This is a genomic window from Streptomyces sp. CRN 30 (genome assembly GCF_034105845.1).
Map to the genome: position 1 here is coordinate 37,203 of NZ_JAVRHI010000196.1, position 14,888 is coordinate 52,090.

General features: G+C 73.0%; 10 protein-coding genes and 2 pseudogenes. 5 read left to right on the forward strand and 7 right to left on the reverse strand.

The features are described 5' to 3' along the window. Positions 1-292: 292 nt before the first annotated feature. Positions 293-859, forward strand: a complete 567-nt coding sequence (locus UW392_RS20670) for a DUF4232 domain-containing protein (protein ID WP_320776531.1) — start codon at positions 293-295, stop codon at positions 857-859. A gap of 122 nt (positions 860-981) precedes the next feature. Here UW392_RS20670 and UW392_RS20675 read toward each other — a convergent pair whose 3' ends face one another. Next, positions 982-2,208, reverse strand: coding sequence for a DUF2786 domain-containing protein (locus tag UW392_RS20675; RefSeq protein WP_320776532.1), 1,227 nt, complete (start codon positions 2,206-2,208; stop codon positions 982-984). 92 nt (positions 2,209-2,300) lie between these two features. Here UW392_RS20675 and UW392_RS20680 point away from each other — a divergent pair, with 92 nt between their 5' ends. Together UW392_RS20680 and UW392_RS20685 are read left to right on the forward strand one after the other, a co-directional pair. Next, positions 2,301-3,155 (forward strand): Clp protease N-terminal domain-containing protein, encoded by an 855-nt coding sequence (locus UW392_RS20680; RefSeq protein WP_320776533.1) that lies wholly within the window; start codon positions 2,301-2,303, stop codon positions 3,153-3,155. 108 nt (positions 3,156-3,263) lie between these two features. Further along, on the forward strand, positions 3,264-4,988 hold the full coding sequence (locus tag UW392_RS20685; protein ID WP_320776534.1) for a bifunctional 3'-5' exonuclease/DNA polymerase: 1,725 nt from the start codon (positions 3,264-3,266) through the stop codon (positions 4,986-4,988). 52 nt (positions 4,989-5,040) lie between these two features. Here UW392_RS20685 and UW392_RS20690 read toward each other — a convergent pair whose 3' ends face one another. Next, on the reverse strand, positions 5,041-8,313 hold the full coding sequence (locus UW392_RS20690) for a BTAD domain-containing putative transcriptional regulator (RefSeq protein WP_320776535.1): 3,273 nt from the start codon (positions 8,311-8,313) through the stop codon (positions 5,041-5,043). 473 nt (positions 8,314-8,786) lie between these two features. Here UW392_RS20690 and UW392_RS20695 point away from each other — a divergent pair, with 473 nt between their 5' ends. Beyond that, positions 8,787-9,368, forward strand: coding sequence for a hypothetical protein (locus UW392_RS20695; RefSeq protein ID WP_320776536.1), 582 nt, complete (start codon positions 8,787-8,789; stop codon positions 9,366-9,368). A gap of 57 nt (positions 9,369-9,425) precedes the next feature. Here UW392_RS20695 and UW392_RS20700 read toward each other — a convergent pair whose 3' ends face one another. The 5 genes and pseudogenes from UW392_RS20700 to UW392_RS67030 all read right to left on the reverse strand — a co-directional run. Then, on the reverse strand, positions 9,426-10,571 hold the full coding sequence (locus UW392_RS20700) for a hypothetical protein (RefSeq protein WP_320776537.1): 1,146 nt from the start codon (positions 10,569-10,571) through the stop codon (positions 9,426-9,428). Positions 10,572-11,195: 624 nt separating this feature from the next. Next, positions 11,196-12,224, reverse strand: a complete 1,029-nt coding sequence (locus UW392_RS20705) for a saccharopine dehydrogenase family protein (RefSeq protein ID WP_320776538.1) — start codon at positions 12,222-12,224, stop codon at positions 11,196-11,198. A gap of 333 nt (positions 12,225-12,557) precedes the next feature. After that, entirely contained in the window at positions 12,558-13,397 is an 840-nt protein-coding gene (locus tag UW392_RS20710; protein ID WP_320776539.1) for a helix-turn-helix transcriptional regulator, read from the reverse strand. A gap of 60 nt (positions 13,398-13,457) precedes the next feature. Then, the gene (locus UW392_RS20715) at positions 13,458-13,871 is read right to left on the reverse strand and encodes a TetR family transcriptional regulator (RefSeq protein WP_320776540.1); all 414 of its coding nucleotides are present in this window, start codon (positions 13,869-13,871) and stop codon (positions 13,458-13,460) included. A 42-nt stretch (positions 13,872-13,913) separates the two neighbouring features. Continuing rightward, positions 13,914-13,961 (reverse strand): annotated as a pseudogene (locus UW392_RS67030) (hypothetical protein); the annotation flags it as partial. Between the two features lie 415 nt (positions 13,962-14,376). Between UW392_RS67030 and UW392_RS20725 the strand changes: the two are divergent. Continuing rightward, positions 14,377-14,741: pseudogene (locus tag UW392_RS20725) on the forward strand (NAD(P)-binding domain-containing protein); the annotation flags it as partial. Positions 14,742-14,888: the final 147 nt, after the last annotated feature.

Consider the following 14,888-nt stretch of genomic DNA (forward strand, 5'->3'; position numbering starts at 1 on the left):
GTACGGCCACGAGGGGAGGTATCGGGGCATACGGGGTGACGACCCACCCCGCGGTGGGCCGCTCCGCCGGGTGGTGTGAAGCTTCGCGCGCGAAGTCGTGTGCGGTGCGGAGTCGTGCGCAGTGGAGCTTCACACCAAGTCAGGCGACGTCATGTGCGGAGTCGCGCGGCATCGCGCGGTGTGCGGCTCCGAAGGCAGGGCGGGGTGAGGCCTCGCCTCCGTACGGCCGCTCACCCGCCGTCATTCGCATCCGCTGCCGACCGAGTACGCCGTCACCGTCCCGGGGGGACCCATGCGCACCAAGCCCTTCGCCGTCACCGCCGCCCTCCTGGCCGCCCTGAGCCTGACCGCCTGCGGCGGCGGAGGGGGCGGCGAGGACACCGCACCGAGCGTCGGCACCGGTGCCGACACCGACACCGAGGTGACGGCCTGCGCGGCCGATCAGCTCTCCGTCGACTTCGGCCCCAGCAACGCCGCACCGGCCGCCGGGGACACGGGCAACATCCCCGTCACCCTGACGAACACCGGTGACCCCTGCACGCTGCGGGGCGTCCCCGCCACCGATGTCCACAGCGGCGGCACCTCCTGGACGGTCGGCGTCGAGGAGGGCGCGGCGGAGCCGGAACTGACGCTGGACGGGAGCGCGGTGGCGTCCTTCACGCTCACCTACGTGCGCGGGGCCGCGGGCGATGCGGAACGGTCCGTCCGGCCGGAGCGGGTGGAGTTCCGGCTGCCCGGCAGTGACGCGGCGCAGGGCTACGACTGGCCGGACGCCGAGGTCGCCGTGCGGTCCGGGGCCACGGAGGAAGCGGAGGAACTGGACATGACGGTGAGTCCGTTCCGGCCGGCGGGCGACTGAGGGCACCGCGGAGCGTGGCGGCCACACCGCGGGGGACTGCCGGACACGAACACCGCGGAGGGCCGCCGGACACGGACACCGCGGGGGGACCGCTGGACACGGACACCGCGGAGGGTCACCGGTCACGGCAGTCGGGGCCGGGACGCGAGGTGGGCGCGGTCGGCCGCCTCGGTGCCCTGCTGCCATCCCTCCGCGTCATTCACCCCGCGCACGCGCGTGGTGACCGTCTCCGGGAACAACCTCGTGACCTGCTCGTGCACGGCCAGGTCGCGGGCCGCGAGGACGGGCAGCAGCTCCGGCCGCCGCCCGGGTCCGTCCCCGGCCTCTCCCTCGGCCTCGCTCGCGCATGCGTCCGCCTGGGCCTCGGCGACCGCCGTCAGCCGGTCGCCGATCCGGTGCGCGTACGCCGCGAGGAACGACTGCCGGAACGTTTTCGTACGCTTCCTGCCACCGGCCCTCCCCCGAGCTCTCGGCTCCGCTCGACCAGGGGGAACCCTCACCGCCGCCTCCGCCTTCGTCATCGCGGTCGTGGCCTGCACGAGGAGGGAGGTGTGCAGGAGTTCGACCGCCGTCAGGTCGGATTCGAAACCGACGACCGTGGAGAAGCCGAGGGCTTCGTTCCACACGGCCTGGCAGCGGTTCGCGCGCGCGACCGCGTCCAGGAGCACCGCCTTGGCGGTCTCGTACGGCGGGTCGACTCCGATGCGGCAGGCGCCCGGCGTGTGCGCGCCGTGCCCGCGGGCGGCCAGCAGCGCCTCGTCGATGCTGTGCCGCGCCATCAGTTCCTGCGCCTTCGCGCTGAGCGCCTCCGCCTCCTCGGGGAAGCCGGTGGCCTCGGCCTTGGCGAGCAGGGCGCGGATGCGGGACAGCATGCGGGTGTCCCCGTCCGGCCGCTGCGCGGGCTTGCGGGGCGGCGCCTCGTCGAGCGGTTCGAGGGTGGGCAGGCGCAGCAGCAGGCGGTACAGCTCCAGTACGGCGGTGGCGTGCGAGAAGCGGTCGGTGCGCGGCGGCGCGGGCGTGCCGGGCGCCGCCAGCTCCGCGAGCTGGGCGGCCCAGCGGGGACCGTGCCCGCGCCCCTCGCCCTGGGAGTGTTCCTGTTCCTCGAGGATCAGCCGGGAGACGAGGCGTACATGGGGTTCGCCCAGCTCGCGCCGCACGATGCGGACGACATCCGCAGGCTGCCAGCCGCGCCGCCAGGCCGTGGTGACGAACTCCCGGCCGCGGCGGTCGACCTCCGCGTCGGCGGACGGGTCGGCCGCGAGCAGCGAGGCGCCCGTGTCCAGGGCGGCGTCGGTGTCGGCGTACAGCGCGGCCCGGAAAGCGCTGTCCGCGGTGCTGGTCGTACTCACACGTCGATCGTGCCACGGCCTCGTAAGGGTGCCGAGCGGTCAAGTGTCAACCCAGGGTTGACGCCCCGGTGCTGTCAACCTACGGTTGACGCATGACGACGAACCCCTTGGTCACGGCGTCCATTCGCCTCGACGACCTCATCGAAGCCATCAAGAAGGTGCACGAACAGCCCCTCGACCAGCTCCAGGACGCGGTGATCGCGGCGGATCACCTCGGCGACGTGGCGGATCACCTGATCGGCCACTTCGTGGACCAGGCCCGGCGTTCGGGCGCGTCCTGGACGGAGATCGGCCGGAGCATGGGGGTCACCCGGCAGGCGGCGCAGAAGCGTTTCGTGCCGAAGGCCGAGTCCGACCTCGATCCCAGCCAGGGTTTCAGCCGCTACACCCCGCGGGCCCGCAACGTGGTCGTGGCCGCGCACAACGAGGCCAAGGCCGCGGGCAGTACCGAGAGCCTCCCCGCCCACCTCGTGCTGGGCCTGCTCAGCGAGCCCGAGGCCCTCGCGGCCAAGGCGATCGCCGCGCAGGGGATCGCCCCGGACGCGGTACGCGCCGCCGCGACGGCCGCACTGCCCCCGGCGGCCGCCGAGGTGCCGGAGCTCATCCCCTACAGCGCGGACGCCAAGAAGGCGCTCGAACTCACCTTCCGCGAGGCCCTCCGGCTCGGCCACAACTACATCGGCACCGAGCACCTCCTGCTCGCCCTGCTGGAACTCGAGAACGGCGACGGGGTGCTCAGCGGGCTCGGTGTGCGCAAGGACGCGGCGGAGGAGAACATCGCCGGGGCGTTGCGGACGATCACCGAGAACGAGGACGTGGGGGAGACGGAGGGCTCGGAGGACCGGGAGAGCTCTGGAAGCTCGGAGGACCGGGAGAGCTCTGGAAGCTCGGAAGGATCGGGGATTTCGGGGGGCTCAGGGGGTGCGAGGGGCTCGGAAGGCGCCTGAGACGCGCGCAGGACGAGGAGCCGGCGGTCGCGGCGCCCGGCCGCACCGTCGGCCCCTCCGGCGCGGCGCCCGGCCGCACTGTCAGACCCCCCTGTCAGACTCGCGTCCATGGCCGACCGCTGGGCTCTCGTGGAGGCCGAGGACGGGCGCGTGGACGTGGCCCCCCTCGGCCCCGACGGGCTGCTCGCGGGACCCGTACGGCACGAGCCGGACCTCGTCACCGCCGTGCGGACCCGGCCGCAGGTCACCCGCTGGGTGTGGCGGACGACGGCCGGGACCTACCCTCGCCTGCTCGCCGCCGGGGTGCGCGTGGAGCGGTGCTACGACGTCGAGGTCGCCGAGAACCTGCTGCTCGGCCACGAGGGACGCCACGGCGAGCCCCGCTCGGCCGCCGCCGCGCTCGCCCGTCTGCGGGGCACCCCGGTCCCCCCGGATCCGCCCCAGCGCGCCGCCGATCCGGGCGCCCAGCCCTCCCTCTTCGAGCCCCGCCCCCTGCACGTGCCCCTCACGGACCTCGTCGAGGTGTACGCGGCCCAGCAGCGGCGCCACGAGGCCACCGACCGTCCCGACCGCATGCGCCTGCTCACCGCCGCCGAGTCGGCCGGCACCCTGGTCGCCACCGAGATGAACCACACCGGACTGCCCTGGAGCCCCGACGTGCACCGCCAGGTCCTGCACGAACTCCTCGGCGAGCGGTACGCGGGCGGCGGCGAGCCCCGGCGGCTGGCCGAGCTCGCCGAGGAGGTGTCCCGGGCGTTCGGCAGACGCGTACGGCCCGAGCTGCCCGCGGACGTGGTCAAGGCCTTCGCGCAGACCGGGACCAAGGTGCGGTCCACGCGCCGCTGGGAGATCGAGTCCGTCGACCACCCCGCCGTGCGCCCCCTGCTGGAGTACAAGCGGCTGTACCGCATCTGGGTCGCGCACGGCTGGTCGTGGCTGCAGGACTGGGTGCGGGACGGCCGGTTCCGGCCCGAGTTCCTCGCGGGCGGCACGGTCACCGGACGCTGGGTCACCAACGGCGGGGGCGCGCTCCAGATCCCCAAGGTGGTCCGCCGTGCCTGCGTCGCCGACCCCGGCTGGCGGCTGGTCGTGGCCGACGCCGACCAGATGGAGCCGCGCGTGCTGGCGGCGATCTCGCGCGACCCCGGGCTGATGGAGGTCGCGGGCCGTACGACCGACCTGTACCAGGAGGTCTCCGACCGGGCGTTCGCCGGTGACCGCGAGCAGGCGAAGCTGGCCGTGCTCGGCGCGGTCTACGGGCAGACGTCGGGGGACGGCCTGAAGAACCTCGCCGCGCTCCGCCGCCGCTTCCCCCGGGCCGTCGCGTACGTCGACGACGCGGCCCGCGCGGGCGAGGAGGGCCGGCTCGTACGGACCTGGCTGGGCCGTACGAGCCCACCGGCGGCCGGAGCCGGGGCCGTGGCGGAGGAAGCGGGCATTCCGCAGGACGATCCGGGCGAGGGGTTCGCCCAGGTGTCCGCCACCGAGTCCGGCGCCGAGTCCGGCGCTGACGAGTGGACGCCCGGATACGCCTCGCCCGACTCCCGCGCGCGGGGCCGCTTCGCCCGCAACTTCGTCGTCCAGGGCAGCGCCGCCGACTGGGCCCTGCTCCTCCTCGCCGCCCTCCGCCGCGAGCTGGCCGGCATGGCGGCCGAGCTGGTCTTCTTCCAGCACGACGAGGTGATCGTGCACTGCCCCGAGGAGGAGGCCGAGTCGGTGGTCGGGGCGATCGAGAAGGCGGCCGGCCTGGCGGGACGGCTGACGTTCGGCCCGACGCCGGTGCGCTTCCCGTTCACCACGGCGGTGGTGGAGTGCTACGCGGACGCCAAGTGAAGGCGCGGGAGACCGCGGGAGGCTGCGGGAGGTGCCAGGACCGCGCGCCGGTTCAGCGGTCCGCCAGCAGCTCCCTCAGCTTGCCCACCACCGGCGAGTCCGTCCCGTCGAGCACCCGCAGCGCCGCCTCCCACTCCGCGTACGCCGCACCGGCGCGCCCCTCCCCCGCCAGCAGCAGCCCCCGCTGGTGCCGGGCGAGGCCCGCCATGTACTGGTCGGCCCGCCGTTCGGCGAGCTCCAGCAGCCGCGCGCACTCGCCGGACGCGCGCTCGGTGCGGTCCAGCGCGCGCAGGGCGCGGACGAGCCCGAGCCGGGTCTGGGACTCCCCGCCCCAGTCCTCGTCGTCCCCGAGGATCTCCAGGGCCTGCTCGAAGCTCCGCACGGCGCGGTCCGGCTCGCCGAGCCGGAGGTGGACGTACCCGATGTTGCAGTGCGCGGTGTGCCGCAGGAGGACGCTGCCCGCGACCTCGCCCAGCGCCAGGCTGCGCCGGTGGTGCTCGACGGCGGCCCGCGCGTCGGTGTGCTTGAGCAGATTGCCGAGGTGGCTGAAGGTCACGGCCTGGCCGTACGGATCGCCCAGCTGCCGGGACAGCTCCAGGCTCTGCCGCAGCGTCTCCTCGCTCTCCTCGTACCGGCCGAGGCTCTCCAGCAGCAGACCGCGGTTGTTGAGGCAGCGCCGGATGCACGAGACGGCGCCGAGCCCGCGCCACAGCGCCAGCCCCTCGTCGTTGAGGGCGAGGGCCTCCGTGAGCCGGCCGGACAGGAAGTGCAGTCCCGCCCGGTCGGTCAGGGCGAACGCTTCCGCCGCGTCGTCCCCCACCGACCGGGCCACGTCCAGGGCGGCCCGCCCCAGCACCTCCAGCTCGGCGAGACGGCCGCTGCGCTGCAGGTACGGGAAGAGGTGGCGGACCAGCGCGGGCACCAGCGCCCGGGGCGCGACGCCGACGGGGTCCGTGTGGTGCCCGGGACCGGCGGTACGCGCAGAATCGGTGGGGTTCACGGGTTCGGGCTCGCGCTCGGGCTCGGGCTCGGGCTGGGCGGGGGTCACGGCCGTCCGCGCGCACCGCTCCACCAGGGCGACGACGGTGGGCAGTTCCTCGTCGCCCCAGGCGAAGGCCGCCTCGGCCGAGGGGAAGGGGCGGGAGTCGGCCGGGGGCACCTCTCCGGCCGTCCGCCGCAGCCGTTCGTCGCGCTCGTACCCGGGCGGCAGCAGCGCGACCAGACTCTGGCGCGCCCGGTCGCCGTACCAGCGCAGGGCGTCCGCGACGACGTGGTCGCTCCCGCCGCCGTCGGCGGAGAGCTCTCGCGCGAAGTCCCGTACCAGATCGTGCGGGACGTACCGGCCGTACGTCGTCTCCTCCAGCAGCGCCACGTCGACGAGCCGGTCGAGGGCCGCCTCCGCGCGTCGCTCGTCGGTGCCGAGGAGACGCGCGATCAAGGGCGCGCCGTACTCCGGGACGTCGAGCGCGCCGATGCGGTGCAGGGCGAGGGCGGCGTCCCGGTCCGCCTCACGGCCGGAGGCGCGCAGGGCGTCGTGGGCCACGGCGAGGGACCGGCGCACGCTCAGGTCGTCGTACTCCAGGTGGTGCAGGCGCCCCGCCGTAGCCGCCAGTTGTCCGGCGAGCGCGTCCGGGGTCAGCGCACGGCGCGCGGCGAGACGGGCCGCGACGACCCGCAGCGCGAGCGGGAGACGGCCGGCGAGCTCGACCAGCGGGTGGGCGCCGTCGAGTCCGTCGCGGCCGGAGACCGCCCGCAGTAACGCCGCGCTGTCCTCGTCCGACAGCGGCGCGAGCGGGAAGCGCCGGGCACCGTCCAGCGCGGTGAGCGGGGAACGGCTCGTTACGATCACCGCGCATCCGGCGCCCCCGGGCAGCAACGGCCGTACCTGCGCGGCGTGCGCGGCGTCGTCGAGCACCATCAGCGTGCGGGTCGGAGCCAGCGTGGAGCGGAGCAACGCGGCCGCCGCGTCCTGCTGTTCGGGGATCAGACGCGGCTCGGTACCGAGGTCGCGCAGCAGGGTGGTGAGCGCCTGGCCCGGCTTCACGGGCGTCATGCCGGGCGTCGCGCCGTGCAGGTTGACGTACAGCTGGCCGTCGGGGAAGTGCTCCGCCAGCTCATGGGCCACGTGCAGGGCAAGGGCGCTCTTGCCGACGCCGGCCATGCCGCTGACGACGGCGACCGCCGGGGAGCGGTCGGCCGACACCGTCCCGACACCCAGGGCGCGGCGCAGGGCGGCGAGCGTGTCGCCCCGGCCGGTGAAGTGCGCGGGGGCGGCCGGGAGCTGGGCGGGGCGCGGACGGCCGCCAGGCGCGCCGGCCCGTGTGGGACTGTCGGAGCTGGTGGAACCAGTGGAAGTGGTGGAACAGGTGGAACCGGTGGAAGTGGTGGAACTGGTGGAGTAGTTGCTGCTGCTGGAGCTGTTGAGGTCGCTGGGTCCAAAGCCGCTGTCGGAGCCGGTGGTGCGGTTCTCGGCGGTACGGGAACCGCCGACGCCCCCGGGAGCCCCATCAGTTCGCTCCCCGGCTCGCTTCCCCATTCGCTCCCTGGTGCGCCTTCCCTCGCGCTCCTCCCGGAGGATCTTCAGATGGGCGTCGCGTACCGCGGGCCCCGGTTCCACGCCCAGTTCGTCGAGGAGGCGTGCGCGCAGGTCGCGGTGCACGGCCAGCGCCTCGGCCTGACGCCCGGTGCGGTGCAGCACCAGCATGTGCAGCCGGTGGAACGCCTCCCGCAGCGGGTGCTCGGCCACCAGGGCGGCCAACTCCGGCGCGAGGGCCGCCAGTCGCTCCCGCCCGGCGTCCTCGGCCAGTCCCAGTTCCGCCTCGTACCGCCACTCCAAAACCAGCAGCCGCGCCTCCTCCAGCCGTTGGACGAAGGCCTGCCCACCGAAACTCTCCGGCAGCGCGCCGAGCGGAGTCCCGCGCCACAGCGCCAGCGCTCCCGCGCCCTCGCGCACGGTGCCCGCCCAGTCCCGGCCCGCGTGCGCGGAGCGCGCGGCCGCCACCCGGCTTTGGAAGACCCCTACGTCCAGCTCGCCCTCGTCGACGCGCAGCAGGTACCCGGGCGGCACGGCCCGCAACCGTTCCGGGTCGTCCAGCAGTCGCCGCAGCCTGGTCACGTGGTTCTGCAGCGAGGCCTGCGCGGACGGCGGGGGCGCACCGCCCCACAGCGCGTCCTTGAGCGACTCGACCGGGACCGCGCGGCCGGGTTCCAGCAGCAGCGCGACCAGCAGGGCACGCATCTTCCCGCTGCCGATCGGCCGTACGCCGCCGTCGGCGTCGTAGAGCACCGGCGGACCCAGCAGTCCGAACCGCAGCCCGTACCGCATAGCACCGCCCGTAGTTCCTCCGCCCGGCCTCCGGGCCGTGCCCCATGACGGCTGCCCGCCGCCCATTGGCCACATGTTAGCGATCCGTTGGCGCCGTCTGATGGGATCACCTCATCGGATCCGGCCCGACGGCGCGCGCGTGACGCGTTGCTCGGGGGAGTGTCGCCGCCGCGGCCGGGTCCGGGAGTCCACGAGCCCCGGTCGGCAGAGGTGACCGACCGGTGTCTTGTGCGCCGACGGGGTGGGGACCTCATGCGTCGGCGAAAGGGGGGAGGACCTCGCGCGGGGGCGCGAGGCCCTCGACGGCTGCGCCGAGGCCGTCCGGCCGGCCCCCGCGCCGCACCAGGTCGAGTCCCGCGCCGCGCACCGCACGTCCTGCCTTTTCCTCAGCCAGCACCGCGATGACCCGTGACCCGCAGGGTAAGCGGTCTCCCCAGTGACGCGAGCGACGTGAGCACCGGGGGGCGATCGGGATGACGGACACACCGCAGGCGCAGGACGAGCACCCGTACATGCAGCGCTATTGGCTACGCATGACCGCCCAGCTCCTCGGGATGGCGGCGCTGTGCGGCTTCGTCGTCGGTGTCCTGAACGGCGGTGCGGACGGCTGGCTCTACGGGATCCTGGGAGCCGCGTCCATGGTGTTGATCGGGGCGGTCGTCCTCGCCACGGTCCTGCTGCACAGCCGCCGTCGTGCGCGCCACTTCGGGATCGGCCTCAGCCGTTTCCTCTGGCTCGAACGGGAGGTACGCCGCGTAAGAGCGCCTGCCGATCCCGCCTTACGGCCGGCGCTGCTCGATCTCGCGGCGCGGCACCGGGAAGGGCTGGACCGGCAACGAGGGAAGCCGTACCGCTGGCTGCGCATCTTCCTGATCGGCCTGTGGTTGGTGAACACGGTCTTCAACACGTTGGACGGCCGATACTGGCTCACCGTCCTGATGCTGGCCTGTGCCCTGCTCCTCCTGCTGACCCCCGTCTCGCTCCGCCGCCAGGAACGCCGGCTCGACGCCGTGGAGCAGTCACTCGGGCACCCGGCGCAGTCGCCGCCATCATGACGCCCGGCCGCGCGGACTCTCTGCCACACGGACACTCTGCCGCGCGGACACTGTGCCTTAGGCCCGCCGGGCAGCTTCCCGCCGGGCCGTGCCGCCTTCCGCACGGCCCGCGCTCAGCCGCAGTGTCACGGCCGCCACGGCTCCCGCCACCAGACCGAAGGTCAGGGCGGCGGGGACGCCGCCACCGAGGTCACCGGACAGGTACGTCAGCCCCCATCGCAGGTTCCCTCCGTCCGTCGCCATCCGCAGCAGCTGGCTCACCAGTAGCCCGAGGACGGTCGCGCAGACCGCGCAGACCGCCATCGCCGGGACGGTCGGCCGGGTGAGCAGGCCGGGCAGCCACCGCAGCGACCACCAGACCACGACGAGCGGAATCGCGTCCACGGCACGCGCCAGGAGCCAGTCACCGAGTGGCACGCCCGCCGGGCCCGCCCAGCCACCGAGCAACAGCCACTGGCGCAGCAGGTCGCCGGGCTCGGCGAAGAACCCGCTGCCCACGAAAGCCGTCTGCAGAGCGGCGGCGACCGACTGGTACGACAGGACCACCAGGGACAGCGCGACCACCGCGGTTCCGGCGGAGGCGGCCAGGCGGGCGCCCCGCACCGGTACGTCCCGCCGCGGCAGCGGGCCCGCACCCTTGGCGGTGATCCGCGCCACCAGCACGGTCCCCACCGCCGCCACCAGCGCGGCCACCACCAGGACCTGCCGGCCCGACGAGACCGCGCCCGCCAGCTGGGGCAGGAAGCGGTAGCTGCCGCGCCCCTGGGAGGCGATCATCCAGGGTGCGGAGACGGTCGCCGCCAGGGTGCCGGCCACCAGGCCCCAGGCCCACACCGCGAGCGTCGTGGCCGGCATGCGGCCCCGCACCGGCGGCAGCCTGCGGACCAGGAGCAGCGCCCCGGGCACGAAGAAGGCGAAGACCGCGACGAACCGTATCTGCATGGCCGTGCGGTACAGCTCCGGGTACCCGTCACCACCGCTCCCGGCCGCGCCCGCGTTCTCGGCGGCGAACCGCATCGAGGCGGGCGGGTCGTACGACCAGGGGAGGAGCCAGTACTGGAGATCGGCGACGATCCGGCCGCCGAGCGTGTCGACGGCTCCCGGCAGAGTGAGCGCCTGCGCACTCGCCCCCGCCCACCACAGAAGCAGCGTGACCAGCAGCCCGCCGGTCACGGCCGGCAGCACCGCGCGTCGATAGGTCATGTGAAGTCCCCCGCCCCCTACGGCGTTCCCCCTGAACGCCGACCCAGCGGAGGCTACGGGCCAGTGATCACATCCGCATCACGACCGCACGCCGGCTCGGCCCCGCGTCCGGCCCACCGTCCGGACAGCGGAAAGGCCAGGTCACCGAAGATGTGACCTGGCCTCCATCGGAGCCGCCTTCGGGATTCGAACCCGAGACCTACGCATTACGAGACCGAAAGCGTTCATGTCGGGTGGTGCCGCACAGTGTCGTCTGGTGACGTCTTAGCTGATCAGGCGATGCGCGTCAGTCTGCCGCGTGCGGCCTCGTACTGGCCCCTCCAAAGGCGTCTGTCCACCGGCTGTCCACCGGAGATCGCCCCATGCGCCTGTCAGTGACCAACTGCTTGCGCTGATGCAGCGGCCGGTACCGATTGCGGTGTGTCGTCCGACGTGATTGTCAGGGCCCCACAGTCGCCACTCTGGCTCCTGCCGGTGGCCGGTCATGCGGCCGACATGGGCAGCAGCGAGTCACTCCACCTCTGTGCCAAGTTCGCTGTCCGCTTCGTCGGCGTGCCTCGAATCCCGGTGCGGTAAGAGCAACTCGCGTCTCTGGGCCCAGGCACGGCGGCCTGCGAGCCCGGGCTAGAGGTCCTTGATCTGCGTATCGGCGATCGCGAGAGCGATTTCGGGACCGTAGGCGGAGGAAGGTGACTGAAACCCCGGTGTGAAGGAACCGGCCAGCACGCGGCGGGCGATTTCCACGGACGACAGCTGGGTGAACCGGTAGCCGGTGGGCGTGTCGATGAGGGAGCGGGCCACGCTGCCGTCCCGGCCGGTGACCTCGGCGACGACCTTGCTACGGCCCACTTCCCGTTCCTCGGCGGTGGGGCCGTCGGGCAGTGCGGAGAGGTCGAGGTCGATGGGCAGCGGCTGTCCGGCCTGCACGTAGACCTCGATCGAGGGGATGCCGGTGGCGAAGTGGCTGGTGACCAGGTCGCCCATGGACGCGGACACGGCCTCCTCGGGGCCGCTGTCACCGAAGTCGAAGGAGGCGACCTTCGGTTCCTTCAGGGCGACGATGTCGCCGTCGGCGCGGACGAGCACGCCCAGGTCACCGATGCCTTCGGTGGCGCTGATGATGGAGCCCCGGGAGAAGAGGTTCAGGCCCGCCGCTTCCTCTGGGGTGGCGCTGAGAAGTTTGAGGGCGAGGCGGAGACTGACAGGGTCGGTGACGCGTGCGGCGGTGTGGGTGGCCACGCTGTCGCTGGGTACGACGTCCCACCCGGCACCGGACATGATCATCACGCCGGCCGCCTGAGCCTGGGCGTGCCGGGAGCGTGCGGCGGCGAAGATGTCGTACTCGGCGGTGGTGTCGAGGTAGTGCACCCGTGCGTTGATACTGGCGTCCATCAGCGGGCGCGCGGTGTGGCGGAAGGGGCCGGCGACGTTCAGGACCACGGTGATGTCGTCGAGCGCGGCCCGCAGGATCTCCGGGTCGTCGAGTGCGAACGCTCGGCTTTCGACGCCGAGTTCTTCGCCCAGCGCGGTGATGCGCTCGCGGTTGCGTCCTGCCACGACGACGTCAAGTCCCGACTGCTGTGCGTGTTGCGCGACGAGCTTGCCGGTGTAGCCGGTGGCTCCGTAGACGAGCAGGCGGGGAGTGGCTGCCATGGGGGTGCTCCTGTGAGATGTACGGCTGAAGGGGAGGGTCCGTCCGAGGGGTTCGACTCTCGGCGGTGTGTGCCTCTCATTCAGGCTAGAAGCAGATCCGGACAGCTACGGTCCTTGTCTTTTGCCGCCGTTTCGGGGAGGGGGCGGATGATGCATCGAGCCGACCCGAAAGCTGATCGCGGCGGGCAGGCGCCGTGCACGAGGCGCTGAGACCAGAAGGCAGTCCTCAGCGGCAGGAGCGGTGAAGCCCCTCACGGGGGCGCTGGTTCGGCAGGTGATCGGCAACCTCAAGGCGAGCCGGCGCCACTCCGGCGTTGGTATGCCGATGGGGCATCACGCGGTGGCGACGTCCCGCCCGGCCGGCGTCCGGAGAGACTCGATCGCCGCGGCACTGGCGCTGCCGGGCTCGGGAACGCCGACCAGGAGCTGCTGTCCGGGAGCGTCATGGACGTCAAAGGTCTGATAGGTCAGTTCGATGCGGCCGATCTCGGGGAGCACGAACACCTTGAACGCTCGGGCCATGTTCTCCACCTCGTTCTCCTGCCACAGCGTGCGGAACTCTCCCGATGTCCGGGACAGCTCGGATACGAGGTCGGTGATGTCCGGGTCGTCGGGGAACCTGCCCGCGTGCAGCCGCAGCGCATGCACCGTGGCGCGCGCCACCGTGGGCCACTCGACGAAGACCTCGCGCGCGCGGGTGTGCTGGAACAGCACGCGGACCATGTTCGGCGTGCCCTCGAAGGGGGCGAGGAGAGCTGCGGCCACGGCGTTCTTCGCCAGGACGTCGAAGGCGGGGCTCAGCACGTAGGCGGCGGCCGCGGGGAAGGCATCCAGGAGGTGGAGCAGCGAGGGGTGAACCAGGTCGCGGTCCGCGGCCGAGGTGAGGGCCGGATGCAGACCCGCAAGCCGGAAGAGATGGGTGCGCGCATCCGGCGTCAGCCGCATGGCCCGCCCGACCGCCTCGATGACCTGCGGCGAAGGGTTCCGCTCACGGCCCTGCTCCAGACGTGCGTAGTAGTCGGCGCTCACTCCGGCCAGGACGGCCACCTCTTCCCGGCGCAGACCCTTCACCCGGCGGGCACCACCGCCGGGCGGCAGGCCCACGTCGGCGGGCTCGGTACGGGCGCGGTTCGACCGGAGGAAGTCGCCGAGTTCGTTCTGTGCTTGCTGCATTTTCCGACCTACTGGCTGGTGGGGAAAGGACGTGACGAGGGGGTGGCGGTGCTGCCGGTGCTACTGGGCTCTGTGCCTCTCTGTCAGGACGGTACGCCCCATCCGTATCAGGTGGTCGCGTACGGAGCCGGGAACGTCCAGGTTGCCCCCGGCCATCGCTCCGTCCCGCAGCAGTACCTGCACGGCGGTGGTGTGCTCGCTGTCCGGACAGCCCGCGACGGCGGCGAGGTTGTGGACCGTCTGACGAAACCAGGACCGGTCTGCCTGGACGGCCTGCCGGACGGGGTGATCGGGGACGGGGTACTCGGCGGCGGCGTTGATGAACGGGCAGCCTCTGAAGCCGGGGCCGCAGATCTCTTCGCCGATCCCGGCTGTCAGCTTCATGAGCAGGGCTTCGGGGTCCGCGGTCGTCCGGAAGGACTCCGTCATCGCCGTCCTGATCTGCTGGTCGCGCTGCTCGACATGGGCGAGCACGAGGTCTTCCTTGCTGGGGAGGTGCCGGTAGAAGGTGGCCCGGGCGACCTGGGCCTCGGCGATGATGCGGTCGACGCCGACATGGTGGATGCCGTCGGCGTAAACAACTGACCGGGATCACGGGCCATGCCCCCGCCCCGCTGTCACGGGCCCACTGTTCCTGCGCGGCGGGGCGCCCCGCTCTGGAGGACCGTCGAGCGCGCGAGGCCGTGGGCTGCGAGGCCCTGCCACCGCCCACGGCCTGCGATGCGCTGATCAAGCCTCGGCCGGACCGCTACCTGGGTGCCGCACACCCAGGTTCACACGACCTTCCTGGCCCCGCGCAGCAGAGGAAGACTCAGGCGCGGGCTGGCCGCGGCCAGGGATCACCGGGCGACGTGGGTCCTCGCCTGCGGGCGGCTTACGACGATACGGGTCACGCCCCGGAACAGTGGCTGCTGATCGGCACCGCCCCAGTCAGCCCCACTCCTTCCACGTCGCGCGGGCAGCACAGGAAGAGATCAGCATGAACGCGCAAGCGCACATCGGCGTCACCGGACTCGCGGTGATGGGCCGCAATCTGGCCCGCGACTTCGCGCGCCACGGCTACACCGTCGCCGTCCACAATCGGACCGCGGCCCGGACCCGGTCCCTCGTCGAGGAGTTCGGCCACGGGGGCACCTTCGTGCCGGCCGAAACAGCGCAGGGCTTCGCGGACGCGCTGCAGCGCCCACGCCGGCTCGTGATCATGGTGCAGGCGGGGCCGCCACGGACGTCGTCATCGACGAGTTCGCCCCGCTCCTGGAGAGCGGCGACATGATCCTTGATGGCGGGAACGCCCTCTGTGCCTCCCGAACGACCCAGCGGCGCAAGGGAGTGGTTCGCACACAGATCCAGGCTCCCGTCAGCACGTTGGGTGGCCACGTCCGACCGCGCTCGTCCGCAGAGACGAGCCTGACTCCCCGGCCCCGGAGCGAGCCACTGCCGCTTGCCCCCACACCCGGCAGACCACCATCGCCGGTGCCGAACGACACCGCG